We start from the raw sequence: 16,190 nt of genomic DNA, 5'->3' as shown, positions 1-16,190 counted from the left end.
ATCACGAAGCCCGCGTCCCCAGCTCCACAGGCCCGTGCACATGGTGCTCTGCGCAGACCTGCCGCGAGAGCACATGGGTTTCGATCACTTCGGCGGCATTCTCGGCCGTGAGCCGCCCGTACCAGACGCCGTCCGGATAGACGATGGCCAGCGGGCCATGGTTGCAGGGGTACTGGCAGCTGGTCTGCAGCAGGCGCAGCCTGGCACGCAGTTCGCTGCTGGCCTGCACTGCCTCGCCCAGGCTTTGCCAGACGGCCACGGCGCCCAGGGCGGTGCAGCGCGGTCCCGTGCAGACCAGGGCATGGTGCTGGTGGTCCGGCACCTGGGACCAGGCCTGGGGATCGTGCTGCCATTGGTCGCCTGCGGTCTCGGCAATATCGGGGGCCTGAAGGCCCTGGGCCATCTGCGACAGCAGCAGCGCGGGCATGGTCGCAGCGCCCAGCAGATGGTCGGCAAATCGCACCTGCACGCCCTGGTCCGGCAACTGCGAGCGCCAGCGCATGGCCAGCTTGTGCAGCCAGCGCAGCAGGGCAGGCTCGTCGGGCGAGAACAGGGGCAGCACGACGATGGAGCGCGCCGGCAGGCATTGCTGCAGCGCCTCGGGCAGCGAGGGTGCGGCCTTGTCCACGAACGATGTGACGACCTTGCAGGCCGGCTCCAGCGTCTGGCGCAAGGCATCGGCCAGTTCGATCAGGCTTTGGCGCGAGGCGGCGCCCGTGCCGCCGCGGCCCAGCACGATCACGGCATCGGGCCCGGGCGGGATGGATGTTTCAGAGGAGTTCATCGGGAATGAAGCTGATGCGCAGCCGGCCGGTGGCGGCATGGATGTCCACCTCGGCAGCCACGCCGTAGACCTGGCCGATGGTGGTAGGGGTCAGCACCTGGGCCGGTGTGCCATGGGCAACGATGCGGCCTTGTTCCATGAGATAGAGACGGTCGCAGTAGTGGGCGGCGATGTTGAGGTCGTGCAGGGCGACGATGCTGCTGATCTGCAGCCTGCGCACCAAGCCCATCAACTCCAGCTGATGGCGTATGTCCAGGTGGTTGGTGGGCTCGTCCAGCAGCATCAGCCTTGGTTGCTGGGCCAGCGCGCGGGCCACGAGCACGCGCTGCTTCTCGCCGCCGGAAAGGCTGGAAAAACGCCGCGCCTCCAGCGCCAGGGCATTCACCTGGGCCAGCGCCTGCCGCATGCAGGCGAGGTCCTCGGCGCTGTCGCCCGCCCAGGGGGACTGGTGGGGGATGCGGCCCATCATCACCGCCTCGCGCACGGTGAAGTCAAAGCTCTGCGGCGCCTCCTGCGCCAGGACCGAGACCTGGGCCGCGAACTCGCGCGCCGTCATATCCCGGATGTCACGCTGGTCCAGCAGCACGCAGCCCGCGTCGGGGCGCAGCACGCGGTAGAGCATGCGCAGCAGGGTGGATTTGCCGCTGCCGTTGGGGCCGATGAGCCCCACGCATTCGCCGCTGTGAAGGGCGAGGCTGGCCTGGTCCACGATGCGCCGGGCGTCGGCACGCCGGGCATCGGCACTCCAGCACAGGTCCTGGGCTTGCAGCTTCATGGGCCGCGCCCTCCCTGCACCGGCTGGCGCACCAGCATCCAGACGAAGAAGGGTCCGCCGATCAGCGAGGTGATCACGCCCACGGGCAGTTCCATGGGCGCAAAGGCCGTGCGCGCGACAAGATCCACCAGCACCAGCAGCAGGGCGCCGGCCAGGGCGGCCACGGGCAGCACGCGCCGGTGGTCCGTGCCCACCAGCATGCGCGCGGCGTGCGGCACGATCAGCCCCACAAAGCCGATGGCGCCGCTGACCGCCACCATGGTGCCCGTGAGCAGCGACACCGCCAGGAACAGTGCGCGCCGCAGCCGTGCCGTGTCCACGCCCAGCGTGGCGGCGGCCTCGTCACCGGCCAGCAGGGCGTTGAGCGGGCGCGTCTGCAGCCCCAGCCAGAGCATTCCCGCAGCCAGCACGGCGGCGGGAATGCCCAGTTCCTCCCACTGCGTGCCGGCCAGGCTGCCCAGCGTCCAGGTCAGCAGGGCATTGGCCAGGTCGCGCTGGCCCGATGACAGGGTGATCAGGCTGGTCACGCCCGCCAGCACATAGCCGATGGCCACGCCGCCCAGGATCAGCCGCGTGGCATGAATGCGGCCCTGGGAGCGCGCCAGCAGGTAGACGGCGACGGTGGCCGCCAGCGCCCCTGCAAAGGCCCCGGCCGTGAGGGCGTACATGCCGGCCGAGGCCAGCGCACCGAAGGCCAGCACGGCCACGGCGCCCACCGACGCACCCGAGGACACGCCCAGCAGATAGGGATCGGCCAGCGGATTGCGCACCATGGCCTGCATGATGGTGCCCACCACGGCAAGCCCCGCGCCCACCAGGGCCGCCAGCAGCACGCGCGGCATGCGGATCAGCCAGACGATCTGCTGGTGCTGCGGCGTGATGCCCTCCAGCGGCGGCGGCTGCATGCCCAGCACCTGCAGCAGCCGGCTCCAGGCAATGCGCCAGACCGTGCCGGCCGGCATGTCCACGGGCCCCCAGGTGATGGCCAGCGTCATCACCAGCAACAGGGCCGCGAACAGCAGCAGGCACCAGAGGCGGGCGGCGCCAGGGCGCCTGGGCCAGCGGGAGTCAGTTGGCCGCATGGCTGGGCGCCGGCATGCGGTCGGGGTGCAGGGCCTGCGCCAGGGCACGGGTCCGCGCAATATTGCGCGGGCCGGGCGTGGCCTCGGCATAGGTCATCACGAAGAACCGCTTTTCGCGGATGGCATCGACGCCGGCCAGCTCGGGCTTGGCCAGCAGGAAGTCGATCTTGCCCTGGGCATGGGGCTGGCCGTAGTCGATGATGACGATCCACTGCGGGTTGCGTTGCACCACGTCCTCCCAGTTGCCTGCGGGCCAGTTGCTGGGAATGTCGTCGAAGATGTTGCGCCCGCCCGCTTCCTCGATCATGGCCTGCGGCATGCCGTAGCGGCCCACGGTCACGGGGATGTCCTGGCCGCTGTCGTAGACGAAGACCGCAGGCCGCTGCCGCACGCCCTGCATGCGCTCGCGCAGGTCCTTCAGGTCGCGCTCCAGCCCCTGCGCCAGTTGCTCGGCATGGGCGTCGATGCGGAAGATGCGGCCCAGGTTGCGCAGGTCGGTCAGGCCGTCTTCCAGCGCCACCTGGCTGCGCGGCCCCACGCGGATGCACGATTCGGACAGCACATACGAGGCAATGCCGTGGCGCTGCAGCACCTCGGGCGTGACCTGGCCCTGGCGAAAACCATAGCTCCAGCCGCCGAAGACGAAGTCGGCCGAGGCGCCCAGGATGGCCTCCAGGTTCATCTCGCGCTCGGCCAGCCGCGGCACGCGGGCCAGCTGGGCCTGAAAGGCCGGGTCGATCTGCTTGGCCTGCGTGATACCGCTGTAGCCCACCAGCCGCTCGCCCAGGCCCAGGAAGAGAAACATCTCGGTGATGTTCACGTCATGGGTCACGGCGCGCAGCGGTGCATTGGCGTAGGTCACGGGGCTGCCGCAGACATTGACGGTCACGGCCGCCTGCGGTGCGGCAGCCGGTGCCGGCAGTTCACTGGTCGTGCCGGAATCGCTGCGCGAGCAGCCGGCCAGCAGCACGGCGGCGGCCAGGGCGGCTGTGCAAAGGCCGCGAAGGCGGTGGGAGCGCGCCATGGCCATCAGAACCGGATATGCGCCGCGATCTCGAAGCGGCGGCCTTGCCCGACCAGGAACTGGCTGCCGTAGCTCGATCCCACATAGACTCTGTCGGCCAGGTTGCGGCCGATCAGGCTCAGGGTGGTGCGCGGGTCCACCTGCCAGCTCAGCGCGGCGTCGGCCACGGTGTAGGCGGGCAGGTTCACGGTATTGGCGTTGTTGCCAAAGCGGTCACCCACGTAGCGCAGGCCCAGCGAGGCCTGCCAGGCGCCCACACGGTAGTGGCCCCAGAGGTTGGCCGTGGTCTTGGCCACGTTCTGCGGGCGGTTGCCGGCGCGGTTGCCGCCGGCCTCGATGAGCTTGTCGAACTGGGCATCCACATAGGACAGGTTGCCCTCCAGGCGCAGGGTGGGCGTGGCCTGGAAGTTGGCAGTGACCTCGGCGCCGCGCGAGGACTGGCTGCCGCCCTGGATGGAGATGGCCGGGCGGTCGGGGTCGCGCGTGATGATGTTGTCCTTCTTGATGTCGAACACGGCCAGCGTCCATTCGCCGCGCCCGCCTGCCACCTGCTGCTTGATGCCGATCTCGGCCTGGCGGCCCTTGCTCAGCTTGTAAGCCGTGTTGGCCAGGTTCAGCGACACCAGGCTGTTGACGGGATCATGGCCCGAGCTGATCTGCCCATAGACATGGGTGTCGCGGGCCAGCTCATAGGTCAGGCCCAGGCGCCAGGAGGTGGCGGCCAGCGTCTTGTTGAAATCCGTGCCGCCCACCAGGGAATGGCTGGCAAAGCTGTAGACATCGCGGCGCAGTCCGGCCATGGCCAGCCAGCGGTTGCTGATGCGCCAGGCATCCTCCAGGTACAGCGCATGCTGGGTCACGCCGGTTTCGGTCTTGGCCTTGGTGACATCGGGGCTGGCCCAGCTGCCATGCACGGGGTCCCAGGCCGAGACCGTGGACGAGCCGCCGTAGGGCGAGTTGTTGGACAGCCGCAGGTTGATGCGCGCGGCCTCCCAGCCCATGGCGATCTTGTGCGAGCCCCGGTTCACGTTCAGGCCCAGGCGATTGCCGGTCTGCTCCAGGTCGTGCAGGATTTCCAGGTAGTCGGAGCGGCCCACGGTCCAGGTGGCGGGGTTGAGCGCGTAGGCCTCGATGTTGCGCCAGTGGCGGTCCGACTGCACGTGGTACAGCTCGTTGCGCACCGTCAGCCAGTCATTGGCCTTCCATTGCACCTTGGCGCGCAGGCGCTCGTCGGCATAGCGCAGCACGCTGTCTTCTGCGTTGTAGTTGCGGTCGCGCAGGGACTCCACCACCTTGCCGTCCAGGCCAGGGGTGCCCCAGTAGCGGCTGGGCTTTTGCACGCTGCGGTCGGCAATCAGGTCGATCTGCAGGTCGCTCGTGGGCTCCAAGCGCAACGTGCTCATGAACTTGCCGTTGCGCGACTGGTCCAGGTCGCGCTCGCCCGCGCTGCGCGCGGTGTAGCTGTCGATGCGGTAGCTGGCATAGGCGCCCAGGGCGCCGGTCACGCCCAGGCCCACGCGCAGCGTGTCGTCCGTGCCCGCTCCCACCAGCACCTCGGCCGAGCTGGTGCGGCTGGGCTGCTTGCGGATGGCGTTGACGGTGGCGCCCATGGTGCCGCTGCCATACATCAGCGAGGCCGGGCCGCGCAGCACGTCGATGCGCTCGTAGCCCCAGCTGTCCCCGGGATAGGCCGTGGTGCCGGCGGCCACGCCCAGCACCATGCCGTCTTCGGCCACGCCCACGGAGTTCACGCCCGCAAAGCCACGGCTGCTGAAGGACAGGCCGCCGTTGCCCGGCGTGCTGCTGGAGGTCAGGCCCACGGTGCGCGTGACGGCGTCCACCAGGGCGTAGTCGCCGCGCTCCTGCATCTGCTCGGCAGAAACACCATCCACGCTGGCAGGCACTTCCTGGTTGGAGACGCCGGTATGGCTGGCCGAGCGCGCAGGCTGGGCCAATTGCTGGCCGATGCGTTCGGCCTGGCCGGTGACCTGCACTTCGGGCAGGACAGTCTGTGCCTGCACAGGAGCGGACAGGAAGGCGAAGGCCAGGGCCAGCGGGCTCAGCCGAAGGCAAAGGGAATCGGCAGCACGGGTGCTGGGAACGCAGGAAAGGGAGGAATGCATTTCGAACATCGGTCTTCGACCGCCTGATGCGAAAGCAAGGCACTGCCGCCTCTCCAGCCAGCGTGCAAGGATAGGGTGCAGGACATTGCCATCCGCACCCCGCAGACAGTCAAGAAAGCGCCCGCTCAGCGGGCGCGAAAAGCAGCAGGCCGGTCTCCGGGCTCACAAGCGGCGCAAGGAGATGCCTTGCGCCCAGCGCCCCGTCTTCCCAATCCACCCGCGAAAAGCTGCATGTTGCAGACCACGCCATGAACCAGTGACAGCCTGTCATCGCCCCTCCGCAGGGTTGCGGAGTCTGGCGGGACAGGCATGGAACGCCTTGACCTGTTTACCGTTGCGGGGGCAGCCAAGGCCTGTGCCGGCAGCGCAAAAAGCATTTGCTGGCAGTCACCTTGTTCCCGTTTCATCCCCATGGCTGGCATGTGGACACCTGTTGCACGGATGCCTTTGCAGGCGCGGCATTATAGCCAGCGGCCCGCGTCGGTAGCCTGCGGCGCGTCGTGCAGCAGCAGTTCCAGCCCCAGGCGCCCGCCCCGGTGAACGCGGCTGATGGCATGGCGCAGGTGCACGCGGTAAAAGCCTGCCGCACCGCGCACCGGGCGCGGCCCCGTGGCGATGATGGCCGCATCCCCCAGGCCCAGCGGCAGCACCATGGGGCGCGATTGCATGCGCGGTCGCTGCTCGGTCATCACGAACTCGCCGCCCTCGAAATCCTTGCCCGGCCGGGACAGCAGCAGCACCAGCTGCAGCGGGAACACCGCCGCTCCCTCGCTGTATGAGCGCAGCGGGGCATGGCCCGCCTGCGCCACATGCAGCAGGTGCGACTGCGGATGCATCTGGCCGCACTGGCGGCCCAGCTGCCCGAAGGCCTCGAACGAGGCGGGCAGGGCAGGCTGCATGTCCATTTGGGCACGCCAGCGATTGGCAATGGCAAGCAGGTGCCGGTACAGCACCGGGCGCCATGTGTCGAGGGAGGGCGGCAGGCCATTGCGCATGGCCGCCTCGCCGGCCAGGGCGCGGCTTTCATCCGCATTCAGCAGCCGTGGCAGCAGGCAATGGCCCTCTGCATCGAGCTGGGTGGCAATGCGGCCCCAGTCCAGGCCGGCGAAGCGATCACTGCTGTTCAGCCCATCCATGTCGCCCCCTCCATTCAACCCGCCTTGCGAAAAGTGAGATTGATGCGCCGCCCGCCCAGCAGCGGGTGAGGCTGGTCCTTGAGCGGCAACACGCCGTGGTGGCGCAGCCGATCCACGCCGCCCCAGACCACCACGTCGCCATGCTGCAACAACACCCTGGCCGTCCTGTCCGCGCGCGCAAGCCCTCCAAACAGAAATGTGGCCGGCATGCCCAGTGACACCGAGACGATGGGCGCGCCAAGGTCACGCTCGTCGCGGTCCTGGTGCAGGGACAGGCGGCTGCCGGGCAGGTACTGGTTGATCAGGCAGGCGTCGGGCGCGAAGCCCTCGAAGCCCGCAGCGGCGGCCGCTTCGCCCGCCAGCTGCGCAAACACGGCCGGCATGGCGGGCCAGGGCTGGCCGCTGACCGGGTCGATGGCGCTGTAGCGGTAGCCGCGCCGGTCGCTGGTCCAGCCCAGCGCGCCGCAGTTGGTCATGGCCACCGACATGGTGAAGCCGCCCGGCGTGACCAGATGGCGCAGCGGCGCCTGGGCCATGACGCCGTCCACCGCAGCCAGCAGTGGCGCCGCATGAGGCAGGGCATGGCCGCGCAGCACCACGGACTGGGGACCAATGGGTTCGATGCCCATGGGAGGTTCATCGGCAAAAAGATCCAGCGTGCTCATACCGGCCGTCCATCAAAGTGCGTCATATCAGAGTGCGTCATGAAAGATCAGCCCCACGGTATGGCGATGGCCGCTTCGGACGCGGCTGACGCCATGGCGCATGGCCGCGCGGCGGTAGCCTGAGCGCCGCCCCGGCACGGGCCGGTGGCGCACGGCCAGGACCAGCGCATCGCCCTGGTCCAGCGCCATCACATCGGCCCGTTGCCTGTCGCCATCTGCCTGGGTAATGACGAATTCGCCGCCCGCAAAGTCCTGCCCCGGCCGCGACAGCAGCAACACCACCTGCAGCGGAAACACATGCTCTCCATAGACATCCTGGTGCAGGCAGTTGTAGTCGCCCTCGCCGTATTGGAGGATCAGCGGCGTGGGCCGCAACTGGCCGTGCGCGTGGCAGCGCGCCAGGAAGTCCTGCAGCCGGTCCGGATAGCGCACATCCAGCCCCATGCGCTGGTTCCAGCGGTTGGCCACCGGCACCAGGCGGGAATACAGCTGTTCGCGCAGCCGCTGCAGCAGAGGTGGCAAGGGGTAGTCGAAATACCGGTATTCGCCACGCCCGAAACCGTGGCGGGCCATGACGATGCGGGAGCGAAAACCGTCTTCCCTGGTGTAGAGGGCCGCCAGGTCACGGCATTGCTGCGCGTCCAGCAGGCCGGGCAGCCGGGCACAGCCGTGCTCGTCGAGCTGGTGCTCCATCTGCGTCCATTGGCAGGGCGGGGCGGATTCGCAAGCTTCGTTGTCGAAAAGACGGAGGTTGTGCATGGCGGGCGCGGTTGGCGGTATGGGCGCTGTGGGCAATTGCCGCAGTCTAGGGCGCCGCAGCAGCGCCTGCATCCCGCTTCTTGCAGTGGACAGAATGTCAACCGGTGGGAGCGCCTGCCAGCCGCGTGCTGGACAGGCCTGGGAGGGCCGGCTGGCAGCTGCAATTGAACAATCGCGGCATTCCTGCAAACGCCTCAGGCCCGCCATGTCCAGCAACGTCCATCACCTCTATCTGTTCTTCGATACGCCCCTGCAGCTGCGCCGCGTGCAACTGATCTGCCAGTACCTGGCCCGGCAGTCCTGGGAGCAGGCCGAGCGCTGGATCCATGAGCTGGACCCCGCCCTGGACCGGTCCGCGCTGTGGGATGACGACTGGGCCAATGCCAGCGCCCTGGGCCACCCCCAGCACCTGGAGCTGGGCTTCGACACCCGCACCACGGCCGGCATGCCCTGGCGGCTGCTGGAGACCTTGTTCCAGCACGGCCTGCAGGCGGCGGTGCTGCATGTCTTCTATGACCAGGTGGGAGAGAGCGAGCGCTATCACTTCGATGCCGGCCAATGGGTCAGCCACCATGCCTGGCTGGCCCGCTACCCGGAGCGCCAGGTGCTGGTCGATCCCGACGCAGAGGTCTATCCGCGCCCGGGGCAGGAAGAGGGCAACGATGGCACCTCACTCAGCAATCCCGCCCAGCCCATGGCCATCAGGCAACTGCGCGAGCGTGACCAGGAACGCGATCGCCAGGCCCAGGAGTCCGTGCAGGCCCTGCTGGAGACCATGGCCAGCCTGCGCAAGAGCGGCGTGTCGCCGGTGGACGGCATCGCGGGCCTGTTCATGCTGCGGGCCGGCTTTCGCGGACTGTGCGAGGCCGTCGCGTTCACCGTGGTTGCCGCCCTGGCTTTCAGAGGCAAGGGTCTGTGGCTCTGGCTGGCCCTGGGATTGGTACTGGCGGTCGTGCTGCCGCTGTACCGGATGGCCAGTGCGCGGCGGGAGTTCGCGGGGCAGGGCGGCAGCGACCCGGCATCCTGAGACAATCCGCGCTCGGCAGAATGAAACAAATTGCACAAGATCCGGCAAAGTCCCAGGAGAGGGTGAACAGGATGTGGATACCGACCGTCGTCACGGCAGGATGGACATGCGCCATCAGGCGCCGTCTTTTTGAGCAGGGCCAATGCTGATGCAGCCCACCGCAATCGAGCAGGGCCCCGCCGTGGCAGCAGGCGTTCACGAGGATTTCGGCCATCTTCTGGGTCTGTACATGCGCCGCATCCGTGCCAGCGCTTCGGGGGTGGCCACCGAGATCGGGCTGAGCCGGGAAGCCGTCAACAACTGGAGGAATGGGGTTTCCCTGCCCAATCCGCGCTCGCGCGACCGGCTGGCCGCCTGCGCCCAGTATCTGCGGCTGACGGAGGCGGAGACCAATCGCCTGTTCTCCGCCGCCGGCTTTGCCACGCAGTTCCCGCTGCAGGCGCCAGCCGCTGGCGCCCAGCCTTTTGCCGGCTTCATGGACCGGCTTTTTGCCCAGCTGGCCCAGGCCTCGCCCTATGCCATCACCATGCTGCTGTCTCCCGCGCACTGGGGTCAGCCCCCGTTCCGTCAGGAATTGCTGCTGCGTGCCCGCGCCCAGTACGGCGCCGAGGCGGTACTGCACATCCAGCCGCCGTACAGCGTGAGCACGGCCCCGGCCGACTACTTTGCGGCCCTGGGCCGGCAGTGCGGGCTGGGCGAGGTGGGCTCGGACTATGAATTCGAGGCCCTGCTGGAAAAGCGCCTGCTGGCAGGCGGCCGCCTGTTCTGCCTGGTCAGCCGTTTCGAGCAAGGCACGGCCGCACTGCGCGAGACGCTGGCCGGCATCCTGCGCAGCCTCAGCGAAATGCACAGCGGCCGCCTGCACCTGCTGCTGTGCGGCAGCGAGGCGCTGGCCGACCTCAAGTACCGCAGCGGCGACCTGTCCCTGCTCAACATCGGCCAGGTGGCACACTGGCCCGACCCCACGCTGGAAGACCTGGCCCTGATGGCGCGCCAGCGCTGGCCGGCAACAGCCTGGCCGGCCGAGGTCATCGAGGCGCTGCAGGCCCTGACGGGCGGGCATCCCGCGCTCTTCGAGGAAGCGCTGCAATGGCTGGTGGAGCAGGGTGTGGGCATCGCTGCCGTGCACTCGCCACTGCTGCGCGCCCATCTGGTGGCCAGTGCGCGCCTGTGGCAGACCCTGCTGCCCCTGGCGCAGGAGCCGGCCGCACGCGATCAATTGCGAAGCCTGGTGGATGCGGCATCGCTGGGCCGTGCGCGGCCCTATCTGCAAGATGCCGTGCTGCGGCGCCTGTTCTGGGGCAACCTGCTGCAGGTGCGCGGAGCGGGCGAGGGCGCCTACCTGCACTGGCGCTGCGACATCGCCCGCGAAGCCGCAATGGCAGTGCTGCAGGCATGAGCGGCCCGGCCCGCCTTCTGCAGCTGCCCCGATCCTATTGGCGCGCCGCGCTGCTGGCCTTGTTCACGCTGTTCATAGGCACCGCCATACTTTTGCCCCGCTACAACCCCGTTACCCGCGGCAGTCTGCAGGGCGCGGAAAGTTCAGGGCGGGTCTGGAACGAAATCATCCTGTGGCGCCTGGCCCTGATGGAGCATGTGCGCCAGCATGAAAGCTGGCCGCAGGACATCGCCAGCGTGGCACCGGAGATTGCCGAGCCCCGCGTGCGCATGAGTTCGCCCAGGCCCTTCGTGCTGCAGGCGGACATCGTGCGCGACAGCCAGATGGGCGTGCTCTCAGGAACCCAGGTCCTGCTGCAGCTGAACATGCCCAGCCAGGACTGGAGCTGCCAGGGCGGCCAGCCACCCACCCCGCCACGCTATCTGCCGCTGAACTGCAGCCCCTCGCCAGGCCAGCCAGAGCACGAGCCCTTTGGCTGGCTGCGCAACATCATCTGGACCTGCGCCCTGGTCTTTGGTGGCCTGGCCCTGCTGTGGCTGGTCCGCCATCCGCTGATAGGCCCGGCGCAGCTCAAGCCCGGGCGCCTGCGCCGCAAGCCGTATCAGCATCTTCCCCAGCTGGACCGGCTGCTGCGGCTCACCGGCCGGCGGTCCGCCGTGCTGCGCGCCGCAGGCATACGCCCGCCCGACTGGCAGCGTGCCCTGCGCCTTGCCGGCGCCAGCCCCGCCGCCCGCGTGCGCGCCCTGGCCGAACGACTGTCGGCCACCTGCAAAACCGCCGAGGGCGAATGGCCCGTGCCCGGTGGCATGTTCGAATGGACGCTGCCGCCGGACCTGCCCATCGCCCTGGGCCGCTGCCTGGTCTATGCGCTGCCAGAGCAGCTGGAAGAACTGGAAGAGGGCGAACTCGTGCGCCAGCTGCGCCTGCTGCAGACCGGCGGCGACGTGGTGCTCATCGTGAGCCCGCACCATCCGCAGTCGCCCATGCCGCTGCTGCAGCGCCATGCCGAGGACCGCGCCAATCTGCACGCAGTGCTGGACAGCCCCGGTCAGACCGAATGGCTGATGGGCGGCGAGCCCGCGCAGGTGCTGCTGCGGCTGCTGGCCGCGCAGCTGCAGGTCACGCGCATCTCGCCCTACCAGACGCGCGGCGGCGTGACGCGCGAGGACGTGTTCTTCGGCCGCGAGCGCCTGCTGGCGCGCATACTCAACCGCGAACCGGCCAACTACCTGGTCGTGGGAGGGCGCCAGCTCGGCAAAAGCAGCCTGCTCAAGGCCGTGCAACGGCGCCTGCAGGAGCATCCGTCCATTGCCTGCCACTACCTCTCGCTGCGCGACCACCGCCTTACGCCGCGCCTGGCCACCCAGTTCGGCCTGCCCGTGGAGACACCGCTGGAGGCCATCATCGAACACCTGCAGTCGCAATCGCAGGGCAGGCGGCTGTACCTGCTGATCGACGAGGCCGACCTGTTCTTCCGCGACGAAGCCCGCAATGGCTACCCCCAGCTCAGCGCCTTGCGTGCGCTGAGCGAGGAGGGCCGTTGCTGGTTCATGCTGGCGGGATTCTGGGATCTCTATGCGGCAGCGTTGCTCGACTACCAGTCGCCGTTGCGCAACTTCGGCGACATCCTGGCCATCGGCGGCCTGGAGCCGTCCGCCTGCCAGGCACTGGCCACCGAGCCGCTGCGCAGGCTGCGCGTGGGCTACGCCAACGACGCCCTGGCCGAACGCCTGATCGAGGCCAGCGGCAGGCGGGCCAATCTGGTCGCCATCCTCTGCCAGGAATGCCTGCAAGCCCTGGGGCCCGACGAACGCGTGATCGAAGAGCGCCACCTGCGCCAGGCGCTGGAATCCCAGCCCGTACAGGATGCGCTGGTCGGCTGGGGCCGCCTGAGCACCGACGAACAGGCCTGCCGCCTGGACCGCATCGCAGTCTATCACACGGCCCAGCAAGGTCACACCAGCCTGACCGCGCTCGACGCCCTGGTCCAGGCCCACGGCGCCACCGGCCAGGCCCAGGCCTTGCGCCGATCCCTGGCCCGCCTGCAACTGGCCTACGTCCTGCGCCGCGATGAAACCCACGGCGTGCACGACGCACGCTACGTCTTCACCATCCCGCTGCTGCAACGCCAATTCGAACCGCAGGAGACGGAGTTGTTGTTGAGGCAGGAACTGGAGAGCCTGGGAAGAGGGTTGAACAGCTGAAAAAAAGAGGCGGAAGACAGGCAGGCCTGGTGCAGGAAGAGTGCCTTACCTGGGTTTGGACAGTGTTAATCGCAATTGTGATTTAACATAATATACATCGTATCTATCAGATGATAGCTAAAAAAAGTGAGCTTTGAAGCGGCTCACATCAGTAGCGGTCACTAACTCGATTGCTCTGAACGTTCCACAAACCCTCGTTGACGCACGGTTCGGACTCTATGGGCTGCGCTCCAAACTGTCAACCGTTTGAACTTTTACCCGAGCGCTGGATGGCTGCTCAGGCGCCTCCAGCGCTATGGTTTTAGCGTCCGCGGCCGAGTTGCTCGCCTCACACATCTCCGTGTACTCACGCACGGCCGCAGGACACACAAAAATCATCCCGCGCTTCGGCGAACGCAACGGCAACATGATCACCTGGTGAGGATGGCGCAAGGCATCCCAGACATGTCTGGCCTTGACCTGCCCGCCGGCATAGGCCAAGAAGACGTTCCACCGATACAGCGCCCGGTGCTGCCAAGGCCTCGACCTCCACAGCCCAAGGCGCTGGTCCGCATCCAGATCCACCTTCGGCTCCTGGTTTTTAGAAAGTGTGTTGAATCTCATAAACTGTTGATTGATATTGTCTTTTCGAAAATTCTCTAAACCATCTTGAGCGCAGGATTGCTCGGCGGGACGGGCTGAACCCATCGCCCAGGCTCGACCAGCACCACACATGACAGCCGGCCTTTGACATCGCCGCGTGAGTAAATCTCGAACGCAACGATGTTGGTGCGATTGGCTGCCGGCAAGTGCCAGCCGCACTTGATGACCTCCCGCTGCACCTTCGTGGCTAGCTCAGTTGGGCTTTCTGCCAGGTCAGCATGCTCCTGTGCGAACTTCTTGAAGATCAGCGGAGATACCAACGCCATGCCTTGCTCGACAAAATGCACAGCTGCCCCCGTTTCGTTGAACTTGATCTCACGATCGACCAAGCCCTGCTGGACCCACCGCATGAAGTCCATCGCCAGCTCGCTGGGCTCGTGCGCAGGCCTTTCCTGGCCCTCGATCCTGGGCAGCTGCTGCAAGAGCAATACAGGCTGGGGCTCGTCTGCACGGTGGGCCTGTGGCTCGGCCTTGGCCCTCACCACGACCGTGGGCAAGTCATCGAGCTCGTCGCTCAGGCTCCGAAATTCCGAAGCAACACTCGCGGCGCGCCGAGTGGGCGGCACAGGCGTTGGGGGCGTCGCGCTGGGCGCAGGCACTGCTGCAGTTTCGGATGAAAGGATCTGGGCGGTGGGTGGTACTGGAGGCTCTGGCGTAGCCAGGGCCGCGTCCAGGCCTGCGGCAGCTTCTGATGGTTGCTCGCGCACCGCACTGCCCTCCTCCCTGGCCCGCGCCGGCTTCGGCAGCCGTGGGCCTTTCTTCGGTCGCATCGCTGCTGCAGTTTCAGCCTCGTCGAGGAAGTCACTCTGGTCGAGTAGGTAGGCTGCCTCACCTGGATCAAAATCGATTGAAGATCCCGCCGCCGGCGGCGGCGCTGGTACTGCCGCATTCTCAGGTTGCCGAGCTGGACCAGGTTCAGCTGCCCGAACTGTTCCAGGCACTGTGGTTCCCTTGATCGCTGGGCCAGCTTCTGCTGGAGCCGTTGCAGGGGGCCGTCCGGGTGCAGGCGTTTCGCGGGGGCTCACTTGCGTTGCATCATTCTTTCGTGCCTGACGTGCTGTGCCAGCTTCGGATTTCACCGCAGGTGACTTTGCCGCAACAGATGGTGCTTTGAACGCAGGTTCACGCATGACTGCCGCAAGCTTCAATTCCTGCTTGCTGGGAGCCTTGGGCGCAACTGCAGCTGCAGGCGCGCGAACAGTGGCTGATAGTGCTGCAGCTTCGGGTGCATGTCCTGCCGCATCCTCCTTACCACCAGAACCTGCCGCAGGAATTTGCAGCTGCACGGCCTGCACCGAGGCCCCGCCCTCCCCGGCCTCATCCTTGCGTTTTTGCCGCAGGACCAATCTGCCTTGCATGGGCGCCGGATACTTGCTCTCGTGCGAAAACACCTTGGCCAAGGGAAATCGCAGCATGGCCAAGTCGTGCTCATAACCTCCTCGATCTGCCGCAGCTTGGGATGCTTCTCCCTGCACAGTCACATGCCAAATTGCCTGTCCGGTGGCCGGGTTCAGGTCGATGACGCCATAGTCCTGCCAGGTGTCGAATAGCCGATCGTTCTTCGAGTCCCCTGGTACAGCCTCATCGGGCTCATTGCGCTTGATCCATTCGCGCACCGAATCCGCCAAGCGTTTGGCCACGAACCAGATGGCCCCCTCAAACACCCACGCTGCGCCACCTGAGCGGTTCAGCGGCAGCTCGGTCCCGGCCTGCAGCATGCTGGTGATAGCCTGCATCAGCAAGTCGATCAACGGCTTGGACGTGGCGGTCGGGAAGCGGCCTTTGTGACCCGACAGCAGAGCGCGCTGCGTCGAGGCCTGGTCGGCTCGGCGCACCAGCTGAGCCACCAAGCTGTCGCGGTCCTGGCCGCTGAGATACTGCTCCAGGGCGTCCATGGCTGCAGGCGTCTGGGCCAGGAACACGAGTGCCGACTCTGGCGCAATGCGCGAAAGCAGCAGCTGCGCCAGTTTGCCGTGGGCGCTGTAGTCGCGCTGGCTCTTGGGCGTGAAATCGACCAGGTACTCGGCGGCCGCACGCTGGGCCGTGATCTGGACCAGACTGCCGCCTGCAGGTGTCCAGCGAATCGAATCCGCCATGCCGTCACAACGCCACTGGATACGTAGGTCGGTCATGGGCTTGGCGATGTCGTGCAGCAGCGCGGCGAAGAACACCACGTAGCTCCACTGGTCACGTTGCGCATCGATCTCCTCGATCTGGGAGCCACCGGGCAGCAACATGGCGTTGCGCCAGGTCAGGGCTGCCAGGACCATCTCGATGGTGTGTGAGAGCAGCCCACCTGCGTGGGCATGGTGGTGTGCCTCTGACGCAGGCATCAATTGCACGAACGCGGCATACCTATGGAGGGCCGGCAACAGATCCCGCTCCCAGACTTCGCGGCTCTGGTGCGACTGGCGCCACATGGCATCCACAGCCTTTTCTGCGCGCACGACTGCGAGTAGCTGTTCGGAGGTCAAAACCTGAAGCCAGCCTGGTTCGGTTCCTCCCACCGTAGGCATTGAATTTGACGAAGGTTCGGCGACTGACGAAGGCCCATTCTTGTCTTCTGCAGG

13 protein-coding genes and 1 riboswitch are annotated in these 16,190 nt (G+C 67.2%); of the genes, 3 read left to right on the top strand and 10 right to left on the bottom strand.

Annotated features, from left to right (window positions below; translation table 11 throughout):
* Position 1 precedes the first annotated feature (1 nt).
* The 8 genes from ACF8ME_RS12455 to ACF8ME_RS12420 all read right to left on the bottom strand — a co-directional run bounded on the left by ACF8ME_RS12455 (position 2) and on the right by ACF8ME_RS12420 (position 8,348).
* The gene (locus ACF8ME_RS12455; protein ID WP_392416712.1) at positions 2-784 is read right to left on the bottom strand and encodes a CbiX/SirB N-terminal domain-containing protein; all 783 of its coding nucleotides are present in this window, start codon (positions 782-784) and stop codon (positions 2-4) included.
* Positions 771-1,559: an ABC transporter ATP-binding protein gene (locus ACF8ME_RS12450; RefSeq protein ID WP_392416710.1), complete on the bottom strand. Its 789-nt coding sequence runs from the start codon at positions 1,557-1,559 to the stop codon at positions 771-773. Before ACF8ME_RS12450 ends, ACF8ME_RS12455 begins: the two co-directional genes overlap by 14 nt.
* On the bottom strand, positions 1,556-2,641 hold the full coding sequence (locus ACF8ME_RS12445) for an iron ABC transporter permease (protein ID WP_013802411.1): 1,086 nt from the start codon (positions 2,639-2,641) through the stop codon (positions 1,556-1,558). The genes ACF8ME_RS12450 and ACF8ME_RS12445 overlap by 4 nt, the downstream gene beginning before the upstream one ends.
* Positions 2,628-3,671, bottom strand: coding sequence for an ABC transporter substrate-binding protein (locus ACF8ME_RS12440; protein ID WP_392416708.1), 1,044 nt, complete (start codon positions 3,669-3,671; stop codon positions 2,628-2,630). Before ACF8ME_RS12440 ends, ACF8ME_RS12445 begins: the two co-directional genes overlap by 14 nt.
* Positions 3,671-5,797 carry a TonB-dependent receptor gene (locus ACF8ME_RS12435; RefSeq protein WP_392416705.1) on the bottom strand — a complete coding sequence of 709 codons (2,127 nt, stop codon included), beginning with the start codon at positions 5,795-5,797 and terminating at the stop codon, positions 3,671-3,673. The genes ACF8ME_RS12440 and ACF8ME_RS12435 overlap by 1 nt, the downstream gene beginning before the upstream one ends.
* Positions 5,798-5,917: 120 nt before the next feature.
* A riboswitch (cobalamin riboswitch) is annotated at positions 5,918-6,237 on the bottom strand.
* Between the two features lie 12 nt (positions 6,238-6,249).
* A complete protein-coding gene (locus ACF8ME_RS12430) occupies positions 6,250-6,924 on the bottom strand; it encodes a 2OG-Fe(II) oxygenase (protein ID WP_392416704.1) in 675 nt (224 codons plus the stop codon).
* A 14-nt stretch (positions 6,925-6,938) separates the two neighbouring features.
* On the bottom strand, positions 6,939-7,589 hold the full coding sequence (gene alkB / locus ACF8ME_RS12425) for a DNA oxidative demethylase AlkB (protein WP_392416702.1): 651 nt from the start codon (positions 7,587-7,589) through the stop codon (positions 6,939-6,941).
* A 27-nt stretch (positions 7,590-7,616) separates the two neighbouring features.
* Positions 7,617-8,348: a 2OG-Fe(II) oxygenase gene (locus ACF8ME_RS12420; RefSeq protein WP_016453410.1), complete on the bottom strand. Its 732-nt coding sequence runs from the start codon at positions 8,346-8,348 to the stop codon at positions 7,617-7,619.
* A 205-nt stretch (positions 8,349-8,553) separates the two neighbouring features.
* Here ACF8ME_RS12420 and ACF8ME_RS12415 point away from each other — a divergent pair, with 205 nt between their 5' ends.
* From ACF8ME_RS12415 to ACF8ME_RS12405, 3 genes are all read left to right on the top strand, one after another.
* Entirely contained in the window at positions 8,554-9,375 is an 822-nt protein-coding gene (locus ACF8ME_RS12415; protein WP_016446083.1) for a hypothetical protein, read from the top strand.
* A gap of 148 nt (positions 9,376-9,523) precedes the next feature.
* Complete coding sequence (locus ACF8ME_RS12410) at positions 9,524-10,774, top strand: hypothetical protein (RefSeq protein ID WP_017404759.1); 1,251 nt, start codon at positions 9,524-9,526, stop codon at positions 10,772-10,774.
* Positions 10,771-12,978 (top strand): AAA family ATPase, encoded by a 2,208-nt coding sequence (locus tag ACF8ME_RS12405; protein ID WP_392416700.1) that lies wholly within the window; start codon positions 10,771-10,773, stop codon positions 12,976-12,978. The genes ACF8ME_RS12410 and ACF8ME_RS12405 overlap by 4 nt, the downstream gene beginning before the upstream one ends.
* A 216-nt stretch (positions 12,979-13,194) precedes the next feature.
* On the opposite strand, the gene ACF8ME_RS12400 is transcribed toward ACF8ME_RS12405, so the two are convergent.
* Together ACF8ME_RS12400 and mobH are read right to left on the bottom strand one after the other, a co-directional pair.
* The gene (locus ACF8ME_RS12400; RefSeq protein ID WP_392416698.1) at positions 13,195-13,665 is read right to left on the bottom strand and encodes a hypothetical protein; all 471 of its coding nucleotides are present in this window, start codon (positions 13,663-13,665) and stop codon (positions 13,195-13,197) included.
* Positions 13,617-16,136 (bottom strand): MobH family relaxase, encoded by a 2,520-nt coding sequence (gene mobH / locus ACF8ME_RS12395; protein WP_392417144.1) that lies wholly within the window; start codon positions 16,134-16,136, stop codon positions 13,617-13,619. The genes ACF8ME_RS12400 and mobH overlap by 49 nt, the downstream gene beginning before the upstream one ends.
* Positions 16,137-16,190: the final 54 nt, after the last annotated feature.

Origin of the sequence: Delftia sp. WSY_7 (assembly GCF_043104845.1) — a bacterium.
Lineage (GTDB): Bacteria > Pseudomonadota > Gammaproteobacteria > Burkholderiales > Burkholderiaceae_C > Comamonas > Comamonas tsuruhatensis.
Note: the sequence above shows the minus strand (reverse complement) of the source record. Positions and strands in the feature narration are given on the sequence as shown.

Coding starts and splice junctions, on each gene's coding strand:
- ACF8ME_RS12455 (WP_392416712.1), bottom strand. CDS start 784: ATGAACTCCTCTGAAACATCCATCCCGCCCGGGCCCGATGCCGTGATC.
- ACF8ME_RS12450 (WP_392416710.1), bottom strand. CDS start 1,559: ATGAAGCTGCAAGCCCAGGACCTGTGCTGGAGTGCCGATGCCCGGCGT.
- ACF8ME_RS12445 (WP_013802411.1), bottom strand. CDS start 2,641: ATGCGGCCAACTGACTCCCGCTGGCCCAGGCGCCCTGGCGCCGCCCGC.
- ACF8ME_RS12440 (WP_392416708.1), bottom strand. CDS start 3,671: ATGGCCATGGCGCGCTCCCACCGCCTTCGCGGCCTTTGCACAGCCGCC.
- ACF8ME_RS12435 (WP_392416705.1), bottom strand. CDS start 5,797: ATGTTCGAAATGCATTCCTCCCTTTCCTGCGTTCCCAGCACCCGTGCT.
- ACF8ME_RS12430 (WP_392416704.1), bottom strand. CDS start 6,924: ATGGATGGGCTGAACAGCAGTGATCGCTTCGCCGGCCTGGACTGGGGC.
- alkB (WP_392416702.1), bottom strand. CDS start 7,589: ATGAGCACGCTGGATCTTTTTGCCGATGAACCTCCCATGGGCATCGAA.
- ACF8ME_RS12420 (WP_016453410.1), bottom strand. CDS start 8,348: ATGCACAACCTCCGTCTTTTCGACAACGAAGCTTGCGAATCCGCCCCG.
- ACF8ME_RS12415 (WP_016446083.1), top strand. CDS start 8,554: ATGTCCAGCAACGTCCATCACCTCTATCTGTTCTTCGATACGCCCCTG.
- ACF8ME_RS12410 (WP_017404759.1), top strand. CDS start 9,524: ATGCAGCCCACCGCAATCGAGCAGGGCCCCGCCGTGGCAGCAGGCGTT.
- ACF8ME_RS12405 (WP_392416700.1), top strand. CDS start 10,771: ATGAGCGGCCCGGCCCGCCTTCTGCAGCTGCCCCGATCCTATTGGCGC.
- ACF8ME_RS12400 (WP_392416698.1), bottom strand. CDS start 13,665: ATGGGTTCAGCCCGTCCCGCCGAGCAATCCTGCGCTCAAGATGGTTTA.
- mobH (WP_392417144.1), bottom strand. CDS start 16,136: ATGCCTACGGTGGGAGGAACCGAACCAGGCTGGCTTCAGGTTTTGACC.